This is a genomic window from Reyranella sp. (assembly GCF_052439685.1).
Taxonomy (GTDB): Bacteria; Pseudomonadota; Alphaproteobacteria; order Reyranellales; family Reyranellaceae; genus Reyranella.
On record NZ_JBQVQG010000004.1, the window covers coordinates 262,719 to 285,936 of the forward strand.

General features: G+C 64.0%; 30 protein-coding genes. 25 read left to right on the top strand and 5 right to left on the bottom strand.

The features are described 5' to 3' along the window. Positions 1-88 precede the first annotated feature (88 nt). The 4 genes from ACT6UX_RS08335 to ACT6UX_RS08350 all read left to right on the top strand — a co-directional run bounded on the left by ACT6UX_RS08335 (position 89) and on the right by ACT6UX_RS08350 (position 2,134). Positions 89-541 carry a hypothetical protein gene (locus tag ACT6UX_RS08335; RefSeq protein ID WP_444774678.1) on the top strand — a complete coding sequence of 151 codons (453 nt, stop codon included), beginning with the start codon at positions 89-91 and terminating at the stop codon, positions 539-541. Positions 542-704: 163 nt separating this feature from the next. Continuing rightward, positions 705-1,439, top strand: a complete 735-nt coding sequence (locus ACT6UX_RS08340) for a DUF2312 domain-containing protein (RefSeq protein ID WP_444774679.1) — start codon at positions 705-707, stop codon at positions 1,437-1,439. A gap of 159 nt (positions 1,440-1,598) precedes the next feature. Next, entirely contained in the window at positions 1,599-2,015 is a 417-nt protein-coding gene (locus tag ACT6UX_RS08345; protein WP_444774680.1) for a RusA family crossover junction endodeoxyribonuclease, read from the top strand. Then, positions 2,012-2,134, top strand: a complete 123-nt coding sequence (locus ACT6UX_RS08350) for a hypothetical protein (protein WP_444774681.1) — start codon at positions 2,012-2,014, stop codon at positions 2,132-2,134. The genes ACT6UX_RS08345 and ACT6UX_RS08350 overlap by 4 nt, the downstream gene beginning before the upstream one ends. Before the next feature lie 11 nt (positions 2,135-2,145). Here the strand turns inward: ACT6UX_RS08350 and ACT6UX_RS08355 are convergent, their stop codons facing one another. Further along, positions 2,146-2,946, bottom strand: coding sequence for an HNH endonuclease (locus ACT6UX_RS08355; RefSeq protein WP_444774682.1), 801 nt, complete (start codon positions 2,944-2,946; stop codon positions 2,146-2,148). A 170-nt stretch (positions 2,947-3,116) separates the two neighbouring features. Here ACT6UX_RS08355 and ACT6UX_RS08360 point away from each other — a divergent pair, with 170 nt between their 5' ends. The 6 genes from ACT6UX_RS08360 to ACT6UX_RS08385 all read left to right on the top strand — a co-directional run bounded on the left by ACT6UX_RS08360 (position 3,117) and on the right by ACT6UX_RS08385 (position 6,660). Continuing rightward, a complete protein-coding gene (locus ACT6UX_RS08360; protein WP_444774683.1) occupies positions 3,117-3,296 on the top strand; it encodes a hypothetical protein in 180 nt (59 codons plus the stop codon). Further along, positions 3,293-4,393: a DNA-methyltransferase gene (locus tag ACT6UX_RS08365; protein ID WP_444774684.1), complete on the top strand. Its 1,101-nt coding sequence runs from the start codon at positions 3,293-3,295 to the stop codon at positions 4,391-4,393. Before ACT6UX_RS08360 ends, ACT6UX_RS08365 begins: the two co-directional genes overlap by 4 nt. Further along, positions 4,394-5,098 carry a YdaU family protein gene (locus ACT6UX_RS08370; protein ID WP_444774685.1) on the top strand — a complete coding sequence of 235 codons (705 nt, stop codon included), beginning with the start codon at positions 4,394-4,396 and terminating at the stop codon, positions 5,096-5,098. Between the two features lie 312 nt (positions 5,099-5,410). After that, complete coding sequence (locus ACT6UX_RS08375) at positions 5,411-5,737, top strand: hypothetical protein (protein WP_444774686.1); 327 nt, start codon at positions 5,411-5,413, stop codon at positions 5,735-5,737. A 35-nt stretch (positions 5,738-5,772) separates the two neighbouring features. Further along, on the top strand, positions 5,773-6,339 hold the full coding sequence (locus tag ACT6UX_RS08380) for a hypothetical protein (RefSeq protein ID WP_444774687.1): 567 nt from the start codon (positions 5,773-5,775) through the stop codon (positions 6,337-6,339). A gap of 66 nt (positions 6,340-6,405) precedes the next feature. Next, positions 6,406-6,660 carry a hypothetical protein gene (locus tag ACT6UX_RS08385; protein WP_444774688.1) on the top strand — a complete coding sequence of 85 codons (255 nt, stop codon included), beginning with the start codon at positions 6,406-6,408 and terminating at the stop codon, positions 6,658-6,660. 120 nt (positions 6,661-6,780) lie between these two features. On the opposite strand, the gene ACT6UX_RS08390 is transcribed toward ACT6UX_RS08385, so the two are convergent. The 3 genes from ACT6UX_RS08390 to ACT6UX_RS08400 are packed head-to-tail and all read right to left on the bottom strand — an operon-like array spanning position 6,781 to position 8,106. After that, positions 6,781-7,341, bottom strand: coding sequence for a hypothetical protein (locus ACT6UX_RS08390; protein ID WP_444774689.1), 561 nt, complete (start codon positions 7,339-7,341; stop codon positions 6,781-6,783). Then, positions 7,338-7,703: a helix-turn-helix transcriptional regulator gene (locus ACT6UX_RS08395; RefSeq protein WP_444774690.1), complete on the bottom strand. Its 366-nt coding sequence runs from the start codon at positions 7,701-7,703 to the stop codon at positions 7,338-7,340. The genes ACT6UX_RS08390 and ACT6UX_RS08395 overlap by 4 nt, the downstream gene beginning before the upstream one ends. Beyond that, the gene (locus tag ACT6UX_RS08400) at positions 7,690-8,106 is read right to left on the bottom strand and encodes a hypothetical protein (protein ID WP_444774691.1); all 417 of its coding nucleotides are present in this window, start codon (positions 8,104-8,106) and stop codon (positions 7,690-7,692) included. The genes ACT6UX_RS08395 and ACT6UX_RS08400 overlap by 14 nt, the downstream gene beginning before the upstream one ends. 225 nt (positions 8,107-8,331) lie before the next feature. Between ACT6UX_RS08400 and ACT6UX_RS08405 the strand changes: the two genes are divergently transcribed. The 4 genes from ACT6UX_RS08405 (at position 8,332) to ACT6UX_RS08420 (ending at position 11,913) form a co-directional block, all read left to right on the top strand. Then, on the top strand, positions 8,332-9,225 hold the full coding sequence (locus ACT6UX_RS08405) for an IS1 family transposase (protein WP_444774692.1): 894 nt from the start codon (positions 8,332-8,334) through the stop codon (positions 9,223-9,225). 655 nt (positions 9,226-9,880) lie between these two features. Further along, positions 9,881-10,288, top strand: coding sequence for a hypothetical protein (locus ACT6UX_RS08410; RefSeq protein WP_444774693.1), 408 nt, complete (start codon positions 9,881-9,883; stop codon positions 10,286-10,288). Next, the gene (locus ACT6UX_RS08415; protein ID WP_444774694.1) at positions 10,275-11,453 is read left to right on the top strand and encodes a terminase large subunit domain-containing protein; all 1,179 of its coding nucleotides are present in this window, start codon (positions 10,275-10,277) and stop codon (positions 11,451-11,453) included. The genes ACT6UX_RS08410 and ACT6UX_RS08415 overlap by 14 nt, the downstream gene beginning before the upstream one ends. A gap of 4 nt (positions 11,454-11,457) precedes the next feature. After that, positions 11,458-11,913 carry a hypothetical protein gene (locus tag ACT6UX_RS08420; RefSeq protein WP_444774695.1) on the top strand — a complete coding sequence of 152 codons (456 nt, stop codon included), beginning with the start codon at positions 11,458-11,460 and terminating at the stop codon, positions 11,911-11,913. Here the strand turns inward: ACT6UX_RS08420 and ACT6UX_RS08425 are convergent. Beyond that, positions 11,864-12,061: a hypothetical protein gene (locus tag ACT6UX_RS08425; protein WP_444774696.1), complete on the bottom strand. Its 198-nt coding sequence runs from the start codon at positions 12,059-12,061 to the stop codon at positions 11,864-11,866. The genes ACT6UX_RS08420 and ACT6UX_RS08425 overlap by 50 nt on opposite strands. Positions 12,062-12,077: 16 nt before the next feature. On the opposite strand from ACT6UX_RS08425, the gene ACT6UX_RS08430 reads away from it, so the two are divergent. The 11 genes from ACT6UX_RS08430 to ACT6UX_RS08480 all read left to right on the top strand — a co-directional run bounded on the left by ACT6UX_RS08430 (position 12,078) and on the right by ACT6UX_RS08480 (position 22,866). Then, positions 12,078-12,515 carry a phage tail terminator-like protein gene (locus tag ACT6UX_RS08430; RefSeq protein ID WP_444774697.1) on the top strand — a complete coding sequence of 146 codons (438 nt, stop codon included), beginning with the start codon at positions 12,078-12,080 and terminating at the stop codon, positions 12,513-12,515. A gap of 44 nt (positions 12,516-12,559) precedes the next feature. Continuing rightward, entirely contained in the window at positions 12,560-12,961 is a 402-nt protein-coding gene (locus ACT6UX_RS08435) for a hypothetical protein (RefSeq protein ID WP_444774698.1), read from the top strand. Positions 12,962-12,963: 2 nt separating this feature from the next. Beyond that, the gene (locus ACT6UX_RS08440) at positions 12,964-13,914 is read left to right on the top strand and encodes a hypothetical protein (protein WP_444774699.1); all 951 of its coding nucleotides are present in this window, start codon (positions 12,964-12,966) and stop codon (positions 13,912-13,914) included. A 15-nt stretch (positions 13,915-13,929) separates the two neighbouring features. Further along, the gene (locus ACT6UX_RS08445) at positions 13,930-16,098 is read left to right on the top strand and encodes a beta strand repeat-containing protein (protein WP_444774700.1); all 2,169 of its coding nucleotides are present in this window, start codon (positions 13,930-13,932) and stop codon (positions 16,096-16,098) included. A 7-nt stretch (positions 16,099-16,105) separates the two neighbouring features. Continuing rightward, positions 16,106-16,444, top strand: a complete 339-nt coding sequence (locus ACT6UX_RS08450) for a hypothetical protein (RefSeq protein ID WP_444774701.1) — start codon at positions 16,106-16,108, stop codon at positions 16,442-16,444. Between the two features lie 60 nt (positions 16,445-16,504). After that, a complete protein-coding gene (locus ACT6UX_RS08455) occupies positions 16,505-16,960 on the top strand; it encodes a hypothetical protein (RefSeq protein ID WP_444774702.1) in 456 nt (151 codons plus the stop codon). Between the two features lie 31 nt (positions 16,961-16,991). After that, entirely contained in the window at positions 16,992-17,405 is a 414-nt protein-coding gene (locus tag ACT6UX_RS08460) for a hypothetical protein (RefSeq protein ID WP_444774703.1), read from the top strand. An 83-nt stretch (positions 17,406-17,488) separates the two neighbouring features. Continuing rightward, on the top strand, positions 17,489-19,714 hold the full coding sequence (locus tag ACT6UX_RS08465; protein ID WP_444774704.1) for a phage tail tape measure protein: 2,226 nt from the start codon (positions 17,489-17,491) through the stop codon (positions 19,712-19,714). A 50-nt stretch (positions 19,715-19,764) separates the two neighbouring features. Next, positions 19,765-20,316 carry a hypothetical protein gene (locus ACT6UX_RS08470; protein ID WP_444774705.1) on the top strand — a complete coding sequence of 184 codons (552 nt, stop codon included), beginning with the start codon at positions 19,765-19,767 and terminating at the stop codon, positions 20,314-20,316. 1,672 nt (positions 20,317-21,988) lie between these two features. Then, positions 21,989-22,516: an N-acetylmuramidase domain-containing protein gene (locus ACT6UX_RS08475; RefSeq protein ID WP_444774706.1), complete on the top strand. Its 528-nt coding sequence runs from the start codon at positions 21,989-21,991 to the stop codon at positions 22,514-22,516. Next, complete coding sequence (locus ACT6UX_RS08480; RefSeq protein ID WP_444774707.1) at positions 22,513-22,866, top strand: hypothetical protein; 354 nt, start codon at positions 22,513-22,515, stop codon at positions 22,864-22,866. The genes ACT6UX_RS08475 and ACT6UX_RS08480 overlap by 4 nt, the downstream gene beginning before the upstream one ends. The last annotated feature ends 352 nt before the right edge of the window (positions 22,867-23,218 follow it).

Consider the following 23,218-nt stretch of genomic DNA (forward strand, 5'->3'; position numbering starts at 1 on the left):
TAGCGGCGCGCATGCATTGCCAGCGACTGGAACAGCCCATGCATTTTCCCGGGAGGATCTGATGGGCAGCGTAGCCGCCTTCAATCCGATGAAGCCTCGCGACGTGACGACAACCAAGGGCGCGGTCTCAGCCCTGTTCGATCAGATCGGCGGGATCAAGGAGGCGATGTTCCGCCTCGAGATCAGCCAGACACGGGCATATGCCTTCGCTGATCCGATGGAGCGCGAATCGCACATCAGCTTCGATCGTGTTGCCGCACTGACATCGCCGACCTCGACCGCCGCCGCGGAATTCCTGTGTTTCCGGGCGGGCGGGATCTACCTACCCGTCGTCGACAAGGCGAGCTGCAGGACGCCCGAGCTCGTCGAGATCGCCGACCAGGCCAAGGCAAACGGCGAGGCGGTCTCCGCCCTCCTGCATGCAGTGCACGACGGGTCGGTCACAGCGGCCGAGCGCCAGCAGGTTCTTCCCCGCATCGATGAAGCTTTGCGCGGCCTTGCCCGTCTACGCGCCTGCATCGTTGCCGAAGGGGATCAGTGATGGCCCGGCAGGCGCGCACCCCAATCGACCCGGAACGGATGGCGACTGAACAAGCCGCCCTGCGCGAATCCATGCACGGGAGCCTCAACTGGCCCGCTCACTGGAGCGCCCAGCGCGAGGCCGCCAAGCCTTCCCTCTGGCAGCGCTTCAGGTGGTGGTTCGCATGAGCAGGCCGGTGAAGAGTGGGCCTGTTTCGGCGGGCCGCCTGAAGAGCTTTGTCGAGCGGATCGAAAGATTGCGCGAGGAAAAAAAGGCGATCGGGCAGGACGAGCGCGATGTCTTCGCGGAGGCAAAGGGCGTCGGCTACGACGCACCTACGATCCGATGGCTTCTGAAGGAGCGCGAGCTTGATGCCGCCGATCGGGCGGAACGCGACACTCTGCGCGATGTCTATGCCCATGCGCTTGGCGAGGCAGTGCACTTGGTGCTCGTCGAGGGGCTGTCCCTGAGACAAGCAGAGGCCGCCACTGGTGCGTCAAAGTCTAGCATTCACAGGGCTTTATCTGTCCCAGAACTGTCCCGCGAGATGGTCGCGGACGACCTCGGCACCTATCAGGCCGAGACTTTTCAGGAGGTGGAACCTCAAGGGCGAGCCGGAGCGCCCAGTGAACCAAGCTCCCCTGCGGCGGAAGCCGTCAATGCTTGTCCACCTTCTGCCGCCGGTGGCGGGGACGTGAGTATCGGGCAAGGGGAGTATTCCGGCACCCATTCAGAGCCGGGGGTTGCCAAGTCCCCGGCGCGGGCGGGAGGCACCTGCGAAGACGAGCGCAGCCGGCACCCGCCCGCCACCCCATCGGTCAGCTCGGCAGAGGCGATGCCGGCCGTCGATGACGACCTGACGATTCCGCACTTCCTTCGGCGGGTGAAGCCCGATGGCGAGACGTCCAAGCCTTCGTGACCAACACGCCGCCGCCTTGCGTGCTGCTCAGAACGCCCAGCGCGGCCGCAAGCAGTTCTGGCGGGCGGAGGTCGCCCGCCTGGCTACCGAGATCCTCAAGCACGACGTGAAGCGGGGAAGAGTATGCAAGTCGGATCAGCCCCAAGACGGCGCCCAGGCGTGACGGCTCACCGGGTCATCTCGACGCCGCTCGACGGCGCGGCCGTGAGGGACGGGCGGCTGACACTGTCGAGCCCGCCGCCGTCTCTCAACAACGCCTTCGTGAATGGCAAGCGCGGCCGCTTCAAGTCGGCAACCTACAAGGCCTGGCTGAGCCTCGCGCACGGCGATCTGCGAAATCATCCGTCCTGGCACGTGCCCGGGACGATCCGCGTGCGCATCGTCTACAGCCGCGCCGAAACTGGCGCCGATCTCGATAACCTGATCAAGCCTGTCCTCGACCTGCTCGTCGCGGCGGGCCGGATTTCCGACGATCGCAACGTCGCGAAGATCGAGGCCGGATTCGATCCAGCCATCCAAGGTGTCCTCGTCTTGGTGGACCGGTGGGCGGCGGAGCAGGCGAGGGCGGCAGCGTGACCCGCGACCCGTTCCTCATTGAAGGCTTCGGACTTTTTTCATTCAGCGGCGGGCGCACCAGCTCCTTCATGCTGCGCGAGATCGTGGTGGCCGCTGGCGCGCTGATGAGGTCGCCATGACCAGCTGGCGATCAGTCGAGCTCGATTTTGCCAATGCGGATGGTCAACCTCGCATTGTAGTCGGAGCCGTCATCGCCGGCGTGAACGCGTCGGTGGCAAGTAGGACACAAAGCAATGACGTGCTGGGGATGGTCCGGCCCGCCATCGCTCAGTCGCAGCAGATGGTGCGCCTCCATGTATGGCGTACCGTCCGGGCGCTTGAACGGCGCGGGGCAACCACACCCCTCGCAATTTCCGCCGGATCTGGCGAGGACATACTCCCGAACCGCTTGGCTCCGCTCATAGACCGTCCGCTTTGCCACGGACGATTGAACGGTCGTCGTCGCGGCCGCGATGGCGCGGGCCCTGAGTTCTTCCAAAGGGGCGGTACCGGCCCGCGCGCTCATGTCGGCGTCATCAAGAGCTTCGAGGGGCCGAAGCTCGAAAACCAAGGCCTTACGAAGTTCCCCCGTGCGGTCTGGGCTTTGTCTCGCGAAAAGCCCTTCGCAGACCATTTCTCCCTCGAATTGAACGCCGCCGCGCACCTTACGGAAGAGGAGAAGGGACTTGCCAGCGCGGGTGTGCTCGGCAATCGCGAGGTTCCCTCTCGTGAGGGTCATGTCTCCCACCTGGCCCTCGCCAAAATATTCGAAAGTGCCATCGGGGCGGAAGCGATCCTCGTAGCCATGCTGATGGCCCTCTTCGCCTGTGATGATGACCACCAAGCCGAACCGAGACGGGGTGACAATGCCACCCTGCTGCTGACCGCCGAAGCGGCCATGGATGTCCGCGCGCCGATTGTAGACGCGCCCACGTTGAAAGCCCCAGGCCATATAGTTCCCCCACACATATGGCGATCCGCAGGTCGAGAATTCTGCAGGATATCAATTCGCCAAGTCCAACTTCACCCAAGCCGAGCCGATGAGCGACTCCATTTTAGGAACGTCGTGCCGATCAGGATGGGCCGCGCCCTGGTGAGTGCGGCCCATTTGGACATGGCGGCATGAGGCGGCGCCTCAACTCCGAACGCGACATCAATCGCCACTCCGCCCGCGTCTACCTCGCTGAGGCCCGACGGCGCCGTGGGACCTGGTTCGCGCCGGTCCTGCTGCAGTGGGCCAAGAACGCCCGGCGCCGATCGAACGAAGCCACACAGCGCGACCTGTTCGGGAGAGTGGCATGACCGTCACCATCCTCCTGGGCGATGTCCGCGAGCAGCTGAAGACGCTGACCGACGAGAGTGTGAACTGCGTGGTGACGTCGCCGCCGTATTGGGCGCTTCGCGATTATGGCGTTGCCGGCCAACTCGGCCTCGAGCCGACGCCCCAGGAGCACGTCGCCGCCATGGTCGACGTCTTCCGAGAAATCCGGCGAGTACTTCGAAGGGACGGCGTCTGCTGGGTCAATTACGGCGACAGCTATGCCGGCAACGTGAACGGGCGCAGCGCGGCCGACACCAAGGCGACCGGCAACGACGACCGGACCTTCCGCGACAAACCGATCAACAATGCGGTCGGCGGCCTGAAACCCAAGGACCTCTGCATGGTGCCGTTCCGCTTCGCTTTGGCGATGCAGGACGATGGCTGGTGGTTGCGATCAATCTTGCCCTGGGTGAAACGCAACGGCATGCCGGAGAGCATCAAGGACCGGCCGGCCAGCGCCGTCGAGTACGTGTTCATGTTCACACGGGCGGCGCGCTATGCCTACGACGCCGACGCCGTGCGTCGTCTCCTGGCGCCGGCGAGCGTTGGCCGCCTGTCGCAAGATGTGGACGCGCAAGAGGGGAGCGCCAGGGCGAACGGCGGCCGCAAAACGAACGGCAACATGAAGGCAGTCGGACGCTTTCGCGCGGTCCCGCCGCGCCACGCCCAGTACGAAAGCTCCGACCAAAGTGGACTTGACGAAGTGCCGCGGGGTGACCGCAACTTCAGAAACGCCGACCTATTCTTCGAAAGCCTGGGCGGTCCCTATGGACTGCTCTCCGCCGAAAACGGCGAACCACTCGCGCTAGATGTTCCGCCGCAGCCCTTCCGAGACGCCCATTTCGCGACCTTCCCGCCGAAGCTGATTGAGCCGCTGATCAAGGCTGGCTGCCCCAAGGGCGGCGTGGTGCTTGATCCATTTGGTGGTGCCGGCACCACCGGCCTCGTCGCCGATCGCCAGCAGCGCGACGCCATCCTGATCGAGCTCAACCCTGAATACGCGGCCATCGCGGAGCGTCGCATCAAGGGTGACGCCAGCCTGCTCGCCGACGTCACCAGCCCGAAGGAGGCCGCGTAGATGGCCGACGCGCCGAAGTCCGACGTGTGGATGGCGTTCTACGTCGGGACCTACCTTGCCAACACCCTCAACCTCTCCCGCGAGCGCCACGGCAGTTACCTCATGCTGATCCTGGCGGCTTTCAAGAATGGCGGGTGGCTGCCCAACGACGATGTCGAACTGGCGATCATCGCTCGCTGCACCCCGAAGGAGTGGAAGGCGGAGCGTCGCGTCTACGAAGCGTTCTTCGAGGTGACCGAAGATCGGTGGGTGCACACGTTCGTCGAGGGCCAGCTCGAACGTGCGGCCCGGCTTACGCAGGCGAAGAGCGCGGCCGGAAAGAAGGGGGCGGAAAACAGATGGCAAAAGGATAGCAGACCCATGGCAGGGCCATCGCCCAGCCAAAGGCAAACCGATGCACAGTCAGAGTCACATCCACATAATTCTTGTTCTCATGGAAAGACCATTGATGACGCCGCGCGCGCGTCGGCTAGCCCTGACGGGCCGCCGCGCCCTCGGCTTCCCGAAAGCGCGAAGTGGGCCGAACGCTTGGACAGCTATCGCCCCTGGCTGCCGCACACCGATCCGCTGAGAGGCCGTTGGCACTCAAGTTGGGGCCTACCCCCTGACAGCGCGGGCAACAATCCCTTGATCCCAACGGACTTGCTCGCGGCATGGCGGGCGAAATTCGATGCCGAGATGGAAAAGCTCCGGAGCGCAGCATGACAGAGAAGACCTGCTCGAGATGCGACGGCCCGAGGAACCGCACAGGCCAGCGGTTCTGCCGAGCCTGTCACGCCGCCTATACCCGCACCTGGCGAAAGACACACGGGCCGTCAGAAGAGGAGCGGCGGAAGGGCATTGCACGCGCAACAGCTCGCGTGGCGGTGATCCGAGGGCACATGAAACAAAAGCCCTGCCAGAAATGCGGGGAGGGCAAATCCGAGCGCCATCACCCTGACTATTCTCGGCCGCTTTTCGTGATTTTCCTCTGCCGGCCGTGTCACCTCGCACTGCATGCAGCGGAGCGCCGACAAAATGTTTCATGTGAAAAAGCCGAACAACGCAGGGTGGCATGACCGATCTGGCGGAGACGGTGGCGTAGTGGCGCGTCCAATCTACTCTCCTATCACCAAGAACCGCTACGCCAGCGACCGCATGCGCAGCAGCCTCGACCGCGTCGTCGGAGAAGCGCCCACGGGCGAATCCGCTCTCAGGGCGATGCTGGCGAAGGCGCGAGAGGAGCATGACGTGGTCGTCTTCAAGCTGGCCGACCTGCGCGATTGGGACCGGGAAATCGTCAGGCGCATCCATAGCGAGACCTATCCCAAGCAGCATCTTCCGGCGCTTCGGGGCCAAAAATGAACCTCGAACCCCTCTACACGACACGGAGAACAACCATGGCAAAGGCGAGTGAAGTGGCGAAGGACTGGGGCCTCGGCAGCCAGACCCGCGCGAAGGCCAATCCGCCCGCGAGGGCGCCGAAGGTCCAGGAGGTGAAGCCGTCCGGCAAGCCGCGAAAAGAGCAGGCCACCCCCGAGACGCGCGAGAAGCTGCAGCCAGACTTTCTCGAAAAGCTCCTGCGCGCCGGGCCGGACGAGGGGGGAATCGACGACCAGCAGTTTGAGGCGCTGTTCGAGATCGAAGATGCGCACACCATCATCGGAAAGCTCACGTCGGCTCGATCCTCCTCCTTGGAATTGTCAGGCGGGGGCGATCCGACCGACATGTCTGACGGAGAGGCGAGGGTGTGGGCTATCTGGATCGCCTGGGGGACTACATTCCATCAGCGCACCGGCATTGCTGGCACGAGGATCGCCGAGCTCATCAAGGCCCGCTTCCCGGTCGATGAGGCATTCGTGGGCCATTACCGGACGGCCGCCGCCTTGTGGGACGAAGAGAAGCGGAAGCACCACGCCGGCACCAAGAGCGGTCGGGACCAGGCACTGTCTCAGTTTGAAAATTGACGCCCCACCGGCCGTGCAGGCGGCTCGGCATCCGGTATACTATGTCGCGACATACTGGAGGAAGGCATGCGCTCCACAGACTACGCAGATTTGCTCAAGGAGGCGCGCGAAGGCAGCGCTAGAATCGAACTTCTTAGGCTGAAGGGCGATGCCCTAGAGGCGGTTCGGTTTTCTTGGTGGCCCAATGAAAAGATGGCGCTTCGGCCGCTAGATATTTCCGAGATTGATTTCTTTTTCCTCTTTTCCAAGGCGCTGAAAGCCGGCGTTTTTTCTCCCGAGTTTAAGAGCAAGCTCCGGGCCGAACTTGATTCCGAGGAGTAGCCATGCCCACCGGACCCAAAGGCCAGAAGCGCCCCGCCGACGTGATCGGCAACGCCGTCAAGGTGATGCGGATCGCGACGGGGGAAGAGCAGGAAACCGACCCCAGCGCCGGGAAGAACCCTACGGCCGTTGCTTTGGGGAAGCTCGGCGGCGCGAAGGGCGGGAAGGCCCGGGCTTCTTCTCTTTCGCCTGAGGAGCGGAAGAGGATCGCTCAAGCTGCTGCGTCGGCTCGGTGGAAGAAGAGCTAGCTTTAGAATCGGCGCCTTCTTGCCTCAAAAAAGTGAGGTGCGCGCACAATATCTCCTCGCCGACACCTGTGCTCAAGTAGGCTTCAATACGTCCCGGCGCCGCTACAGCAACTGGCGCGAGATGGCTGCGAACGATTACTCCAGCGTAGGGCTTGTCGGCGGCAAGCTCTCTTGCGCGATTGACCACCGCAGCATCTATCTGCCCTAAAGACTCTCTAGATCCGTCCAGCATTCGAATCGTGATTTCCATTGGATTTGGATCAATCTTCGGGTCGATCTGCAAGCGTAAGTAGAAGGCGATCCTCGGAACCATGCCAGGTATTTCCTCCAGCGCGACACTGTCGGGCAAGATACCAACCAGGCTGTCGATGCCGCCTATCTCTCGGCGGATTGAATCACAAAACAGCGCCAAAGCAATAACCGGCGGCCTCATGCTGGCTGAGCCTCCAGAGGCTTGGCTGACGCCGCATCAAAGCGACTCCCAGAGTCGCTCGCATCCGGGTTGCCGACACGTTTGTTCGTGCGCCTTGCGCGAGAAGGCAATGACACGCGGATTGGTCGGTCCAACGCAAAAGCGAGGTCGGCTAGCGTTTCAAGGGTCATATTGCGGGAGCCAGAAAGCAATTTGGTGATCGACGCACGATTCCATCCCAAGGCCGCAGCCATCTGCGCGCGCGTGAGATTGCGGTCCTCGTGCTCCTCTACCAAGGCTTGATTCAGTGCGTGGCTGATTTCTCCAACAAGTCGAGTGTAGGTGCGCCGGCGCTTGTCGCTTGAAGGCTTAACAGATTTCATTGGGCCTAATTCCTTCAAGTTGCTTTGGCTCATCAAGATCGAGGTCGTCTCTAACGCTAACCACCTCCAGAATGAACGGCGTATAGAAGGCCTTCTTTTGAAGGTGACGCTTCATCTGCCCATTAACCACGACGAAATGCCGCTTACGAGGAAGCCAGCCAAAAATACGAACATGAGATGTAATGAACTCCCAAACGAAAGAAGCATCAGGCTCCAGGCGCTTACGACTTTCCGCGTACTGCATGACTCGTCCGATAATGTAATCGTGAAATATTTCCTCTACCTGTTCTCGCGGCGACACTCGGCTGCCGTATGCCACCTCCCCGGGCAGTACATCCTGAAACCACTTCAGTCCGGACGGGGTGAAAGATACCCAGCGCTCCGCAAATTCCTCAATGTCCAATTCCGTCTCATATGGAATCAGCTTTCCGCTTAACCTCAATTCTTGTATTGTTGCCATATAAGCCAACAGCCCGAAAGGTGAAATGCCGAAACAGCAGCGGTGCATTCCGCTGCACGCATATCAGCGTGTCCACCCTTAATGCGGGAGGTATTCTCCGAGGTTTCTAACGAAAAGAATATGAACATTATGCTTGAGCGATTAAGCAAAAAGTCTATATTGAGAGCCATGAACAAGCTCTCAACCGCCCAGCGCGCCCAAATCCTCGGAATGCTCTGCGAAGGCATGTCGATGCGGGCGATCTCCCGGCTGGCGGACGTGAGCATCAACACCGTGACCAAGCTGCTGATCGATGCCGGATTGGCCTGCGCCCGCTTCCATGACGAGAACGTGCGCGGCGTGACGACCAAGCGGGTCCAGTGCGACGAGATTTGGTCGTTCTGCTACGCCAAGGCGAAGAACGTCGCGAAGGCGAAGGCCGCCCCGGAGCGTGCCGGCGACGTGTGGACTTGGACCGCCCTCGATAGCGATAGCAAGATGATCCTGTCTTATCTGGTCGGCGGCCGTGACAGCGAATACGCGCTGGAATTTATGGACGATCTGCGCGGCCGGCTGGCGAACCGAGTGCAGCTCACGACAGACGGCCACAAGGCCTATCTGCAGGCCGTGGAAGAGGCCTTCGGCGCTGATATCGACTACGCCATGCTGGTGAAGCTGTACGGCGAAGGCCCCAAGACAGAGGCCCGCTACTCCCCGGCCGAGTGCATTGGCTTCCGGAAAGACATCGTCACCGGCCGCCCGGCCAAGGCAGATATCTCAACCTCGCACGTCGAGCGGTCCAATCTGTCGATGCGGATGCACATGCGCCGCTACACCCGCCTCACGAACGCCCACAGCAAGAAGTTCGAAAACCATTGCCATATGGTTGCAATCTACACGGTCTGGTACAACTTCGTCCGGATCAACAAGGCGGTGAAGATGGCTCCGGCTATGGCGGCTGGCGTGTCCAAGACGCTGTGGACCATGGACAATGTCGTGGCGCTGATCGACGCTGCGGCTCCGAAGTCAGGCCCGCGCGGTCCCTACAAGAAGACCGCGCAACGGCGGGAAGGACATGCTTAAACCCATTCTGGGCGGCGCAGCGGCTTTTCTGATTCTGTTCATCGGCTTGGGCTTCGTGCTGCCTGGGCCGACATGCCGAGACGGCCGGATGTCCTCTTCCATTGGCCGGCCGGGCGCTTGCTCCCACCACGGCGGAGTTGATCGCTCAATGGGCGAACTTCGCTTCTGGCTCGCCATCGGCGCGGCCGTCGCTGCCGGGTTCTATATCCGGCATCGAGAGCAAGGCGGCCGAACAACTGAATCCAACCCGCCGCCGCCGAGCCCTCCTCGGCCCACCACCCGGCCTAGGGTCTCGTGCCCTAAGTGCTGGAGCTTGATCGCTAGGTACGAAAGGGCCGATGGCGTTCAGCAGTGGGAGTGCTGCAATTCCAAGTGCGGCTGGAAATCCGAAACAAACGGTTCGGGAATTTCAAACTGAGACAGTGCCCGGGACCACTAGGTATTGACACGGATAGCGACTTGACACACTCTCCGCATGATCAGTTGCGCCCGCAGGGAACTCTCCCTCGCGGGCGTTTCTATTTCTGAGGTCCCGCCCATGGACTGGTCCGACATAGGCATCCTTGCAGGCGCGCTCATAGGCAGTGCCGCGGGCTATGGCCTGCATCTGTGGATGCGGCGTAGGCGAGAGGGCTGGAAATAGACCGGAGGCACAATGCCTGCATTGAAGAACGCTCGACACGAAGCGTTCGCGCAGGCGCTTGCCGCCGGTAAGCCAGCGTCTGAGGCCTACGTCTCCGCTGGATACAGGGATAGCCGATCCTGTGCGTCACGCCTGTCAACAAAAGCGAACATCGGTCAACGTGTTGCCGAGATCGTGGCGCGCGTTTCCGAGAAAGCCGAATGGGACGCCGCAGCGCGCCTCAAGATGCTGGCCGAGATCGCCCAGAAGACGGCCAACGACGATCCCCGCGTCGCTGTGAGCGCGATCGCCGAGGCGAACAAGATGCAGGGCAGCCACGCCCCGACACGGGCAGAGCTGACCGGCAAGGACGGGAAGGACCTACCGGCGCCGACGGCCCCGGTGACGATCTTCCAGTTGCCCGACAATGGCAGGAGCTGAGCAGGGGCAGGTTGCCCCGACGATCATCCGGCCGCAGCCGGGCCCGCAGACAACGTTTCTGGGCTCGCCCGCTGACATCGCCATCTATGGCGGCGCTGCCGGCGGCGGCAAGACATGGGCGCTCCTCATGGAGCCGTTGCGCCACGTGGCGAACCCACAGTTCGGCGCGGTGTTCTTCCGTCGCAACCTGACGCAGGTCCGAAACGAAGGCGGCCTGTGGGACGAGAGCGAGAAGCTCTACCCGCACCTGAACGCGGCGCCACGATCGGCACCGGACCTGAGCTGGACGTTTCCCTCTGGGGCGGGCGTCTCGTTCGCCCATCTCGAGCACGAGAAGACGATCTACAATTGGCAGGGATCGCAAATCCCGCTGATCTGCTTCGACGAGCTGACGCACTTCACCGCCAAGCAGTTCTGGTACCTGCTGAGCCGCAATCGATCGATGTGCGGTGTCCGCCCCTACATGCGGGCGACCTGCAATCCCGACGCGGATAGCTGGGTCGCCGAGTTCATCTCCTGGTGGATTGATCAGGAGACCGGCTTCGCAATTCCGGAGCGGGCGGGCGTCCTTCGCTGGTTCATCCGGATCGGCGACGCGATCATCTGGGCCGACAGCCCGCAGGAGCTTGCACACCACGTCAACCCGCTCGACGGACAGCCGATCCCGCCGAAGTCGGTAACGTTCATCCCGGCCAAGCTGAGCGACAACGCGCTGCTGATGGCGGCCGATCCCGGCTACCTCGCCAACCTGATGGCGCAGCCGACGGTCGAGCGCGAGCGCCTCCTCGGCGGCAACTGGAAGATCAGGCCGGCGGCCGGGCTGCTGTTCCAGCGTGGCTGGTGCCAAGTCGTAGACGCCGTGCCGCCAGTAAAGCGTTGGATGCGTGGCTGGGACTTGGGCGCCACGCCAAAGACGGAAGGCAACGACCCGGACTGGACGGCGGGCAGCGTCCGCGCACAGGATGTCCGAAAGGTATGGATCGCGACGAGGGACAAACGCACCCGCGACACGCATGCAGAGCTTAACGGCGAATCGGTAGGGCTCACGGAGCGCTTCGCAAATGGCCTACTCTATCCGGGCGATTCCGACGGCGCGGCGGAAGAGGTAATCAACTGCCGCTGCACCCTGCATTATCGCATCGATTTCTTTGCGAACCTGGAATAAGGCCGTGGCCAACACCTTTGCCGGAGCTATCGACAAGTGGGTAATGGAGACGAAGGCGCGTCAGGAGGCGGTGTTCAAGGCGTCGGCGCTGGCGGTGTCGAAGGAGATCATCGACAGGATGTCCGGCACGTCACCGCACGTGATCACCGGCTTCCTGCGGGCCTCGTTCACGGCGTCGCTGGTCGAGCCGCCACAGATCGACCCTGACGCCTATCCACCAAAAGGCGCCGGGAAGAACAGCTTTCCGCCGCCGACCAACTACAGCCTAGTCATCAACAGCATGAAACTCGGCGACACTTACTATGCCGGCTTCGTGGCGGCTTACTCGGCGCACGTAGAATATGGGACGCACGGAAGACCGGGCGCTCGCATGGTTGGCCTCTCTGTCCAGAACTGGCCGCAGCACGTCGCTAATGCTGTTCGGGCGGCGAAGGCATCGGTGGCTTCTCGGTCAAAGTGATCAGCGCCGACATGAGGCACAGCAAGGCCGCGCGCGCCGTCTTCAGGGCGAAGTCGCCGTCGGTCGTCTCCCCGCTCAGCGACTGAAGATCGAAGACCATGCGGTGCAGGACGTCCTGCACCTCGAGATCAGACAGCGGTTCCGGCATGTCGAAAGGCTAACCCATGACCGTTGAGGAGAAGATCGAAGATGCGCTTTTCGCGCGCGTCGCGACACTGGAATTGACGCCGGCGCTTCCGGTAGCTTTTCCAAATCTGGACTTCCCCGGCAAGGCGGAAGGCGGCTCACCCCGACCGAAGCCGGCAACCTATCTGGGAGTCCAGCACTTCCCGAACCGCAACGTCCGCATCGTCATCAAGGGATCCGGCCCGCACCTCAGGCAAGGCATCCTGCAGCTGACCGTCGTTGCCGAACTGAACACGGGCCACGCCGTCGCCACCAAGGCGGCCGGCGAGGTCGCTGCGCATTTCCCGGCGGACCTCCTCCTCGAAATCGAGGACGTGCAGGTCCGGATCACACAAGCCCCCAGCATCGCGGGCGCGCTGAGATCGGACGGCTCCTGGGATGTCCCTGTGAGCATTCAGTACGAGTGCTTCGCGTAGCCGCTCGTTTTCACATCTTCATCGCGTCCTAGAAAGGAACCACCATGGCTGTTCAGCTCAGCGTTGCCGCGCGCAACGCCCGTCTCGATGCCATCGAGACCACGATCGGTACGACCCCGACCCTGGAAATCCGCACCGGCGCCGCTCCGGCGAGCTGTGCTGCCTCGGATTCCGGCACCGTGCTGGCGACTTTTACGCTGCCGTCGGACTGGATGGCGGCGGCTTCGTCCGGCGCTAAGGCCATCGCCAACGGGCCGTGGCAGGACACCTCGGCCGATGCCAGCGGCACCGCGGCGCATTTCCGCATCAAGGCGTCCGGCGGCACCGTGCACCTGCAGGGCACCGTCGGGCAGGGTTCCGGCGATCTGTCGCTCGACAACACGACCATCGTTGCCGGGCAGACGGTGAGCATCACGGCGTTCACGCTGACCGACGCGAACAGCTGAAGATGCTCCGCCGCAGGCTCCTTCTTGGTGGCGGCGCTGCCGCCATCATCGCCGGTTGCGCGCCGTCGCTCCCGGCTGTTGCCCAGTCCGCGCCGATGGCGTGGGGCGTCAACATCCACAAGAGCTATGCCAACCTCGGCCAGCCCGGCGTGCTGGCGCTGGCGGCATCGATGGGCCTGCGAAGCATCCGTGTCGACATCTATGACGGCGGCGCGGCCACGATCAGCTATCTCGCCGGCTTGATCGCCGCCGCGGCGCCGCATGGGATCGGCGTTATGCCCGTCCTGGTGCCGAACGCGGCCGCCAGCAATACCGAGACGAACGCCTACAACTGGGGCTACGCGCAGGCCCGCGCACTGGCGACGGCTTTCCCGCAGATGACGTGGGAAGCGACGAACGAGCTCGACCAGTTCTGCGGCATCCCCGGCAATACCGGCGAGAGCATGAGCCATTTTGACCCGGCGAAGTACGTGCTCTGTCGCGGCGCCATCAAGGGCATGTATGCCGGCTTCAAGTCGAAGTCGTCGCAGCCCGTGGGTGTCGGCATGTCTGGCCGCAGCTTCGGCTTTCTCGACCTGCTGAAGCGCGACCGCGTCCCTTGGGACATCACGACGTGGCACATCTACATCAGCCCCGGCACCCCGGCTTCCGAGATCGACGCCGGCGCCGAGTTGTATCTCACGCGACTGGCCGGATACGGCAAGCCGATCGCCATCACCGAGATGAACCAGCAGGACGGGCACCTGTCGACGTCGAGCCCGCAGACCCTGCTCGACATGATGGCGGCAATCGAGGCGCGCGCGGCTTCGAAGAAGATCGTCGCAACCTACATCTACGAGCTGCTTGACGAGCCGCACCTTGCCGGCGGCGAGGCGGCCTACGGGCTGGCCGATACCTATGGCAATCTCAACGCTCTTGGCCAGGCGGTGAAGGCAAAGCTGCAACCGGCCTAAGCAAGGTAGCGGACAATGGCCACCCCAGAACTTGTCGGCGCCAATACTTCAACGAACTCGACAACCGTTTCATTGCCGGGCGGCATCGCGGCCGGGCAGCGCGCATTCTTCTTCGATAGTGCCGTTGCCAGTGGCGGGACGCCACCGACCGCCGTGGCGCCGTCCGGCTTCACCTTGCTGGCAACCAACACCGCAGCCGGCGGCGGCTTCGCGGTTCGGCATAGCGTCTACTACAAGGATCTCGTCGGCAGCGAGACCACGCTGACCGGTATGGCCGTTGGTGTGACCTGCAACAAGGCCGTGGTGGTCTGGGAAGCGCCATCCGGCAGTAAGTTCATCGCGCCATCCAGCGTCAACGTCGTGGCGTCCGTCTCGACGATCTCGAATCAGAGCGTCACAGCCTCCGGGATGGACGGCATCGTACTCGCCTACGGCGACGATTTCGGCACGTCCGGCAGCGGCGCTGCATCGCTGACGATGAGCCCGGCCGGCGACTATTCTGATGCCGGCACGGTTCGCCTCGGTGTCGCCCTCGGCGGCGCCAATGTCACGGTTTCGTCTGGCACCACTGCCGGTGGTGTTCTTTCCTCGCTTTTCCAGCGCCTGCTGGACACGATCACCGGCACAACGAGCCAGACGCTCGGCGCAGCGACCCTCGCCGGCACTGGCAAGCTACTCGCGCAAGGCACGCTTTCCTCGACGCTCGGCGCGGCGACCCTATCCGCCGAAGGCGAGGTCACCGAGTCGGGCGCCGAAGGGGCTCTTGACGTCACGCTGGGCGCGCTCACCGCCGCGGCCACGGGTGCTGTCCTCGTCGAAGGCACCGCCGGCATTACGCTCGATGCGGCGACCTTGGCCGGCGAAGGCGCCGTCACCGATACCGTCATCCCCGGCGCGCTCGACGTCACGCTCGACGCCGCCACTCTCTCCGCGAGCGCTGCGGCGTTGGCTTCCGGGACGGCTGCGATCACCCTCGGCGCGGCGACGCTGGCCGCCACAGGCGTCTCGCCGGTCCAGGGCGCTGCGGCAATCACGCTGGACGCCGTCACCCTGGCCGGTGAAGGCGAGGTCTTCGACACCGTCCACGAGGGCGCCCTCGACGCGACGCTGGGGGCCGCCTCGCTGGTGGCGTCCGGTATCGTTCCTGCGGCCGGCACGCTGGCTGCTACTTTGGGTGCGGCAACCCTTGCGGCCGAAGGTGCTGTAACCGAGACCACGCACACCGGCGAACTGGCGGTGACGCTGGGCGATGCGACGTTGGCTGCTACCGGCGTCGTGCTCATCGAAGGTGCGCTCGACGTCACTCTTGGCGCGGTCGTGCTGGCTGCGTCTGGCGAAGTCGAGGACGGCGTCGCCGAGGGCAGCCTTGCGGTCACGCTCGACGATCTGACCCTGGCGGCCGCGGGCGTCGTCCCGGCTCAGGGCCAGGCCGCGATCACGCTGGATGCGGCCGCGCTCAACGCCGCTGGCGCCGTGGAGATCGAAGGCACGCTGACGGCGACACTCGGCGCGCTGACGCTCTCCGCGACGGGTCAGAACCTCATCGCCGGGGCACTGTCGCAGACCCTCGGCACCGCGACCTTGGCCGCGACCGGCACCGTCACGGTCAAGGGCAGTCTTGACGCCACGCTGGGCACGCTCACGGTTTCGGCAACTGCCGGGCTGCTGGTCAAGGGATCGCTGGCGCAGACGCTTGGCGCACTGACGCTGTCGGCATCGAGCGAGGTCGGCGATACAGTCTCGACGGGCGCGCTCAACACCACGCTCGGCGCCGCGACGCTATCGGCCAGCGGCAAAGTCATCATCGGAGCTGCGCTCAACACCACGCTCGCCGCACTCACCGCGGCCAGCACGGGACGAGTCGATATCAGGGGATCGCTCGGCACGACGCTGGGTGCCGTCACCGCCATTGCCACCGGCAAGGTTCTAACCCGCGGCACGCTGGATGCGACGCTATTCGCGCTGACATCAGCCGGCATCGGCAGGGTCATCGTCGACGGCGCGCTCGACGCCGGACTGGCGGCGCTGGGGTTCACCGGTACAGGCACGGTCACGGACTATGTCAGCCCGCCGCGCCGCGTGGCGCTTCAGGCCGTCATGGAAGACGTCGTCATCGGCGCCGATGGTGTCGTATCGATCCGCACCGCGATGATCGCGATCCGCCCCGGCCCGTCTGCACTGTGAGGGATCGATGCCTGATTTCACCATGTACCAGGGCGACACGAAGGTCCTTCAGGTGACGGTCAAGACGCCGGCCGGTGTCGTCGTTCCGATCACCGGCACCACGATCCGCTGGCAGCTTGCGGAATCGGCAGAGGACGCGGAGCCGATCATTGCCAAGGCAGTCGGCGCCGGCATCACGATTGTCGACGGGCCCGCGGGCCGCTTCGACGTGGCGATCAATCCTGCGGACACCCTCGCGCTGGAGGGCAGCTACTACCACGAGGCCGAGGTCGACGACGGCGGAGTGATCTCAACCGTGCTGACGGGTGCCGTCACCATCAAGCCGGCGCTCATCAAGCCGGAGTAGAGCCTCCGCATATCCACCAGCCCTTGGGCAAGGCGCATCACAGCAGCAAAGGAGGCCGCAATGGCCCTGTATCCTGTCGTAGCGGGTTCCCGCTTCTACATCGGTGGCGTCATGGCCGACCAGGCCGCCGATTTCGTTCAGTCCGATTTCAGCGGCCAGACCTGGGTCGAGGTCGATCTCTGGCAGCAGATGGGCGATCTCGGCGAAGAGCCCAACCTGATCACCACGTCGCTGATCAACCGCAATCGCGACAAAGCGATGAAGGGCACTCGCCAGGTCGTCACGATGGAGAACCGCTTCGTCATCAAGGAGACCGACCCCGGCCAGCTCGCGTGCATCGCGGCCGAGGGCCAGAACTCCGACTATGCCTTCCGCGTGGAGTTCCCGTCCGGCGCGGAACGCCTCTTCGCAGGCCTCGTGGTTTCCGCCCGCGAGACCGGAGGCGAAGCCAACACGATCCGGTTTTTCCAGGTCAACATCGCCCGAAACTCGAACGTCGTGAAGGTCGCGGCCTAGCGGCTGACGACGAACGAAGGGAGCCAATCCAATGGCCGATCTCTCAATCACGGCCGCCTCGGTGCTGGCGGGCGCCACCGCCCTCGTGGAACACGGCGAGAAGGCCGGGGCCACGCTCGTTGCGGGGCAGGTGGTCTACAAGGACAACGCCGACTTCCGGCTCAAGCTGTCGGACAACGACAGCGGCACGCCCGGCGTGCGAACCGTACTGGGCATCACGCTCAATGGTGGGGCAGCCGGGCAGCCCGTCTCGATCGTGAAGAAAGGGCCGGTTACGCTCAACGCAGTTCTCACGGCCGGCGTCGTCTATGGCGTCTCCAGTACGCCCGGCGGCATCGCGCCGCTGGCCGATGTCGCCAGCGGGGACGACGTCATCATCCTCGGCGTGGCGCTCTCGACCACCGTGCTCGACCTCCAGATCAACGACACCGGCGTGACGTTGTAGCCATCTCTCGCGAGAGAGGGGCCGCCGTTCCCGCCGGGGCTCGGCGGCCCCACCCGGCATCCCGGCAACCCATCAGGTGACCCTTGGATATTTCGAACCTCGTCGATTACGAGCAGCTCTTCGCGCTCGAACTCAAGCACCCCAAGACGGACGAGCCGCTCGGCATCACGTTTCAGATCCGATCCTCCGGCTCCGAGCGAGCCAAGGAAGTGCAGCGCAAGCACACCGCCGTCACGGCCGCCGCAGAGCGTGTGGTCAGTGCTCACACCGTTGCGACCACGGCGGCCGCAGCAGCGGCGCGCGTAGCGGCCAACGACAACATTGCACTGGCGGCATCCGTCTTGAGAATGACGGGTGCCTACAAGTTGGCGGGCGCCGCAGCCGGCGCGCTGGCTTCTGTCCTCAGTATTCGGTCCTTCATCAAGGAGACCGAATCCATCGACAAGGCGTTCGGCGATCTGAGCAAGACGTGGACCGAGACCTTCGACCTCGGGAAAGAGGCCGCGACGCCGCTTCGGAACGCGATCGAGGATCTGACGATCGCGATCGAGAACCCGGCCTTTACCGGCTTCGTCCAGCTGATCGGCCGCGTGCTGTTCGCGGCCCTCACGTTGGCGGTGCAAGGGGTGACAGCTCTCGTCGAGGGCTTCAATTGGCTCATCGAGAACATCAAGACGGTCTCCGTCCTCCTCGGCGGGCCGGTGCTGGCCGCGTTGAATTTGATCTCCGCAGCGTTCGAAGAAGTCTTCGGCGTCGGCCTCTTCGAGATCGTCAAGAACAGCGTCAACTTCCTGATCGGCGCATTCGTGGCTGCCTACGGCGACATCAAGTTCCTCTTCAGCAACATCGGCGACGTGATAAGCGCGGCCTTGGTTGGCGCCGTGAATGCAGCAATCCGAAGCATCAACGAGATGGTCTCGGCGGCGGCCAAGGGCATAAACGAGGTCATCGCGATTGCGAACAAACTGCCGGGCGTCTCGATCGACCCCGTTGGCACCGGTGGCCCGCTCAAGGAATTGGACAACCCTGCCGCCTCGCGACTCTCGGGGGCGGCGGCGGCCCGCGGCGCCCAGCAGCAGAAAGAGCTATCGGCCAACTACCTCGGCGACTTCGGCGGCTACCTGACCAACAACCTCGGCCGCCGTCCCTATCACGATGATCCACCTCCTCCCGACAAGGACAAGGCAGGCCGGGGCGGCGCGGACGATCCCTACGCCAAGCTGATCCAAGGCGCCCAGAACTACATCGCTGCGAAGAAGGCGGAGACCGAGGCCGTAGGCATGGCGGTCGGCGCGGCCGCGCGCCTCGTCCACGAGCAGGAGCTGCTGAACAAGGCCGCGACCGCGGGGCTGCAACTCAGCCCGGCCCAGATCGAGCAAGTGAAGGCGCTCGCAGGGGCGATGGCCGAGGCCGATGCGGCGTTCAAGTCCGCGAAGTTCATGGACGATGCCGTCAAGAAGTCGAACGAGTTCATCGCCGCTCAGGAGATCGAGCGCGAGACGCTCTACATGTCGACCGAGGCCGCCATGGCCTATCGCATCGAGAAGGAACTGCTGAACAAGGCCACGGCCGACGGCGTGGTGCTCTTTGACGAGTATAAAGCCAAGATCCACGAAATCGCCGCCGCTCAGGCTGCAGCCGCCGAAAAGACGCGCCAGGCCAAGGAGTGGGCCGACTTCGAGCGGGCGACGTTCAAGGGCTTCTTCGCCGATCTGAACCAGGGACTGCGGCAGGGGCAAACTGTCTGGGAAGCCTTCGGCAATGCCGGCCTGAACGCCCTGCAGAAGATCAGCGACAAGTTGCTCGAAATGGCGGCGAACAAGCTCTTCGATCAGGCCTTTGGCGGATCTGGCGGGGGCGGTGGTGGCTTCCTCAGCGGGCTCATCGGCTCGATCTTCGGCGGCGGTGGTGGGGCCTCCGCCGGATCAGGCTTCACTTTCGCTCAGGGCGCCGCGTTTCAGGCTGGCAACGTCATTCCGTTCGCTGCTGGCGGCATTGTCGACGGCGCGACGACCTTTGCCATGTCGCGCGGGCGAACCGGCGTCATGGGCGAGGCCGGGCCAGAGGCGATCATGCCGCTGACGCGCGGCCCCGACGGCAAGCTCGGAGTCCAGATGCACGGTGGAGGCGGGGCCGCCAGCGAAAGCACCACCGTGATCGTGAACCAGACAGTCCACGTCGGTGAGTTCGTCACGACCCAGCAATTTGCCTCCGGACTCCGTGGCGTGAAGAAGGCCGCCGAGCAGGGTGCTCGTGACGGCATCGTGAGCGAGCGCAAGCGTGGCGGTCTCAAGTCGGTGTTCAGATAATGGCGATATCGTTTCCACTGGCGTTCCCGACGCTTCGCGGGCCTTCTGAAGTGACGATCCGCCCGCGCGGCGTTGTCGGCATGAATGTCGCGCCCAGCTCGCTCGTGCCGCAGGTCTACGAGTGGCCGGGCGAACGCTGGGAAATGGAGTTTTCCTATGATCCGATGGAGAGGAAACACGCAGAGCCGCTGATCGTCTTCGCGACCAACCTGCGCGGCCCGGTTGGATCCTTCACGATGGGCGATCCTGCAGGGCAGGTGCCGCGCGGTACGGTGGCGGGATCGGTGACAGCGACGGGCGCCATTCGCGCCCGGACGATCACTCTCTCCGGCGGCACAAGCGGCACCACGCTACTCGCAGGTGACTGGATCAGCTTCGGCTCGAGCCGCTGGCTGCACAAGGTAATGGCCGATTGCACCTTGGGCGGCTCGCCCTCCCTTGAAATCTGGCCTTCCCTTCGCGCCGCGCTTTCGGGATCGACACTTACCTATACGGCCGCCAAGGGCCGCTTCATGCTGATCGAGACGCCGCAATGGTCGATCGGTCCGGCGAGCATCTATGAGCCGATGACGCTCAAAGCGATCGAGGACCTCCGCCCATGAGCCGCAACCTCACCACAGACATGGCGAACGGCATCTCGGCTGCTGTTGTTCGGCCGATCCTCCTGTTCGAGGCGGAATTTTCCGAGACCGCTTACATCTGGAGCGGCGTCGGAACGCTGTCATGGAATGGGCATGACTGGCTTGGTTTTGGAAATCTGATCAGCGTCTCGTCGATTGAGGAAACCGACAGCATCGAGGCGCGAGGGATCACCATCCGGGTTGCCGGAGCGCCGGCCGATCAAATCGACATCGCGCTAACCGAATTGAGGGCCAGCAAGAGCGGCATTATTCGCCTGGCACTGGATGATGGCGCAGGAAACATCGTCAGCACCCCGAAGATCATCTTCCGTGTCTACTACCGTTTGGAATTCGACCGTGTGACCTTCGCCAGCGGCGTCCCAAACTTCACCGCCGTCATTAAGGGCAAGAACGATATCTATGACCCTCGCACCGAGACTACGGGTTGGTCGGTCAATTCGGCACTGATCGCAGCCAATTACCTCTGCGACCCGATCTACGGTCTCGGTGTCGACTACGCCACAGGCATCGATGAAGCTGCGCTGATCGCCTCGGCTAACGGCTGCGACGAGCAGGTCGATTTGGAGTCCGGCGGCGCTGAAAGTCGGTTCGAGACCTATGGCTCATTCAAGTCGAGCGACCAGCCGCAGGAGGTGTTCGGCCGCCTTCTCGCCGCCATGCACGGCCGGGCCCCCTTCGATGGTGAGCGCTGGCGCATCTTGGCGGGCATCTATCAAACGCCGACGCTGACCTTCACTGACGATGACCTCCGGGCCGGGCCGAAGATCCAGACGCTGACTTCGCGCCGTGATCGCTTCAACGCCGTCAAGGGCACATTCATCCATCCCGGCAGCTTTTGGCAGGAAACCGACTTTCCTCCGATGGTTTCAGACAGCTACGCCGCGATCGATGGCGAGCCGATCTATCGCGATATCGTGTTGCCTTTCACGCGAGCGGCCTCGATGGCGCAGCGCATCGCGAAGATCGACCTGCTGGCAAGCCGGCTCGAAACCAAGGCCAAGATGCCCTGCAAGCTCACTGCGTGGAAGGCGCAGGCCGGCGACACGATCTACTGGACGTCGGCGCGGTACGGTTGGACGAACAAGCCCTTCGAAGTCCGGAAGGCCGGCTTTGCCGTCGACCCGTCCGACAACACGCTGGGCGTGGATCTTGAGCTCGAAGAGACCGGTCCGTCTGTCTACGACTGGGCGACCTCGGAAGAGGTGCCGGTCGATCCGAACGACGGCACCGACGGGCCCGATCCGAACACCGTGGCGCCACCGACGAATCTAACCGTCACCGAGGAGACCTACGAAACCGGACCGGGGCAGGGGGTCAAGAGCCGGCTGCTGATCGACTGGGACCCGTCGCCCGACGGCTTCCTGAAGAACTACCGCGTCGAGATGAAGCCGCAGTCGGTGACGGACTGGGATCAGACCCACGTCCTGGGTAGCACCGTCGGCCAGGAAAGCCACTGGACGGTAGAGGATGTGGCCAAGGGCTTCTATCACGTCCGGGTCGCAGCCATAAACACGGTGGAGAAGCTTTCGACCTTCATCCAGGAGAGCGTCACCGTCAGCGGCGACACCTCTCCGCCGGAGGACGTCACCGGCTTCACGGCGACCTCGGGCGCCTCCGGCTTCACCACCTTCGGATGGGCTGCCGCGATCGACGAGCGCGCCCGCAACGGCACCGTCGAGATCCGCTTCCAGGCCGTCACGACCGGCGCCACCTGGGAAGACGCCACGACGGTCTTCACCGGCGCCGGCACGACCACCAGCACCGTGCTGCGCACGGCGGTCGGCACCCGCATATCTCGCGCCAGCAGTGGACGCCGTCGGTTGCCGCCAAGACCCGCCTGGAGGCGTGGGCACAGTTCGACGAGGCCTCGGCCCTCGACGAGCGCGCCGCTATCCAGGCGACCAGCTGGGGTCTCTTCCAGATCATGGGCTTCCACTACCACGCCCTGGGCTTCCCGACGCCCTACGAGTTCAAGGCTGCTGCGTTCACGGAGGCCGGCCAGCTCGATCTCTTCGTGCGGTTCATCCTCGCGAACCGGCCTCTGCAGGACGCCCTGCAGCGCAAGGACTGGCATGCCTTCGCTGCCGGCTACAACGGGCCCGCCGCCGTGGATGTCTACGCCCCGAAGATCGCAGCCGCCTACGAAAGGCACGCCCGATGATCCAGCTCCTGCGCCGTCTCTTCGGAGGCCGCTTTACCAAGGACCAGGTCGTGGCCGTCTCTCGGCACGTCGTGACTGCAGTTGCTTCCGGCGTGGCGGTCGCCGTCGCGCTCGGCTTCATGGGGCAAGACGATGCCGACAAGGCCGTCGAGATGGTCCGCCAGATCGGGGAGGGCGTCGCCGTGATCGTCGGCGCGCTGGGCGTCCTGCTGCCGGTCATCAGCGCCTTGTTCGCCGGCAAGAGCGCCAGCACCACCGCGCAGATCCGCAAGGTCGAGAGCATCCCCGACGTGACGGTCGTGGGGGTCACGGCGAAGGGGGACGAACTCGTCGAGAAGGCGAAGAAGTAGGAAAGAGCGGCCCCGGTCACGCTGGGGAGCAGTGACTGGGGCCTGACCGACGAACCCTGCGGCCAAGCAGGCTCATGGCTACTGGCAAGCTAGCCCGAGCGGTGCAGCGACCCGAGACCGATCGCCCAAGAGTGTTTTGGCTTCCCCAGCGGGAAGCCTGTCCCGTTTTCAACCCGGAGAGAGCGATGAAGAAGATGGTAACGGCCCTCGCGGCCGCGATGATGCTTGGCGTGATGGCGACGGTGACGGCCTGCGGGGGAACCCAGCAGGAACGACAGGACAAAGCCGACCAGACTTTCGGCCGCGCCAAGCTGGCCTTGGTCACGGCAACAGCGACCGTCGGCCTCTACAA

Bases quoted from the DNA above. Each gene is read 5' to 3' on its own strand.
- ACT6UX_RS08390 (WP_444774689.1), bottom strand. From the start codon at position 7,341: ATGAGGCCGCCGGTTATTGCTTTGGCGCTGTTTTGTGATTCAATCCGC.
- ACT6UX_RS08360 (WP_444774683.1), top strand. From the start codon at position 3,117: ATGAGGCGGCGCCTCAACTCCGAACGCGACATCAATCGCCACTCCGCC.
- ACT6UX_RS08405 (WP_444774692.1), top strand. From the start codon at position 8,332: ATGAACAAGCTCTCAACCGCCCAGCGCGCCCAAATCCTCGGAATGCTC.
- ACT6UX_RS08380 (WP_444774687.1), top strand. From the start codon at position 5,773: ATGGCAAAGGCGAGTGAAGTGGCGAAGGACTGGGGCCTCGGCAGCCAG.
- ACT6UX_RS08450 (WP_444774701.1), top strand. From the start codon at position 16,106: ATGCCTGATTTCACCATGTACCAGGGCGACACGAAGGTCCTTCAGGTG.
- ACT6UX_RS08425 (WP_444774696.1), bottom strand. From the start codon at position 12,061: ATGCCGGAACCGCTGTCTGATCTCGAGGTGCAGGACGTCCTGCACCGC.
- ACT6UX_RS08435 (WP_444774698.1), top strand. From the start codon at position 12,560: ATGGCTGTTCAGCTCAGCGTTGCCGCGCGCAACGCCCGTCTCGATGCC.
- ACT6UX_RS08430 (WP_444774697.1), top strand. From the start codon at position 12,078: ATGACCGTTGAGGAGAAGATCGAAGATGCGCTTTTCGCGCGCGTCGCG.
- ACT6UX_RS08440 (WP_444774699.1), top strand. From the start codon at position 12,964: ATGCTCCGCCGCAGGCTCCTTCTTGGTGGCGGCGCTGCCGCCATCATC.
- ACT6UX_RS08460 (WP_444774703.1), top strand. From the start codon at position 16,992: ATGGCCGATCTCTCAATCACGGCCGCCTCGGTGCTGGCGGGCGCCACC.
- ACT6UX_RS08385 (WP_444774688.1), top strand. From the start codon at position 6,406: ATGCGCTCCACAGACTACGCAGATTTGCTCAAGGAGGCGCGCGAAGGC.
- ACT6UX_RS08415 (WP_444774694.1), top strand. From the start codon at position 10,275: ATGGCAGGAGCTGAGCAGGGGCAGGTTGCCCCGACGATCATCCGGCCG.
- ACT6UX_RS08395 (WP_444774690.1), bottom strand. From the start codon at position 7,703: ATGAAATCTGTTAAGCCTTCAAGCGACAAGCGCCGGCGCACCTACACT.
- ACT6UX_RS08340 (WP_444774679.1), top strand. From the start codon at position 705: ATGAGCAGGCCGGTGAAGAGTGGGCCTGTTTCGGCGGGCCGCCTGAAG.
- ACT6UX_RS08475 (WP_444774706.1), top strand. From the start codon at position 21,989: ATGGGCTGCCGCGATCGACGAGCGCGCCCGCAACGGCACCGTCGAGAT.
- ACT6UX_RS08335 (WP_444774678.1), top strand. From the start codon at position 89: ATGAAGCCTCGCGACGTGACGACAACCAAGGGCGCGGTCTCAGCCCTG.
- ACT6UX_RS08355 (WP_444774682.1), bottom strand. From the start codon at position 2,946: ATGGCCTGGGGCTTTCAACGTGGGCGCGTCTACAATCGGCGCGCGGAC.
- ACT6UX_RS08455 (WP_444774702.1), top strand. From the start codon at position 16,505: ATGGCCCTGTATCCTGTCGTAGCGGGTTCCCGCTTCTACATCGGTGGC.
- ACT6UX_RS08370 (WP_444774685.1), top strand. From the start codon at position 4,394: ATGGCCGACGCGCCGAAGTCCGACGTGTGGATGGCGTTCTACGTCGGG.
- ACT6UX_RS08445 (WP_444774700.1), top strand. From the start codon at position 13,930: ATGGCCACCCCAGAACTTGTCGGCGCCAATACTTCAACGAACTCGACA.
- ACT6UX_RS08480 (WP_444774707.1), top strand. From the start codon at position 22,513: ATGATCCAGCTCCTGCGCCGTCTCTTCGGAGGCCGCTTTACCAAGGAC.
- ACT6UX_RS08375 (WP_444774686.1), top strand. From the start codon at position 5,411: ATGTTTCATGTGAAAAAGCCGAACAACGCAGGGTGGCATGACCGATCT.
- ACT6UX_RS08410 (WP_444774693.1), top strand. From the start codon at position 9,881: ATGCCTGCATTGAAGAACGCTCGACACGAAGCGTTCGCGCAGGCGCTT.
- ACT6UX_RS08365 (WP_444774684.1), top strand. From the start codon at position 3,293: ATGACCGTCACCATCCTCCTGGGCGATGTCCGCGAGCAGCTGAAGACG.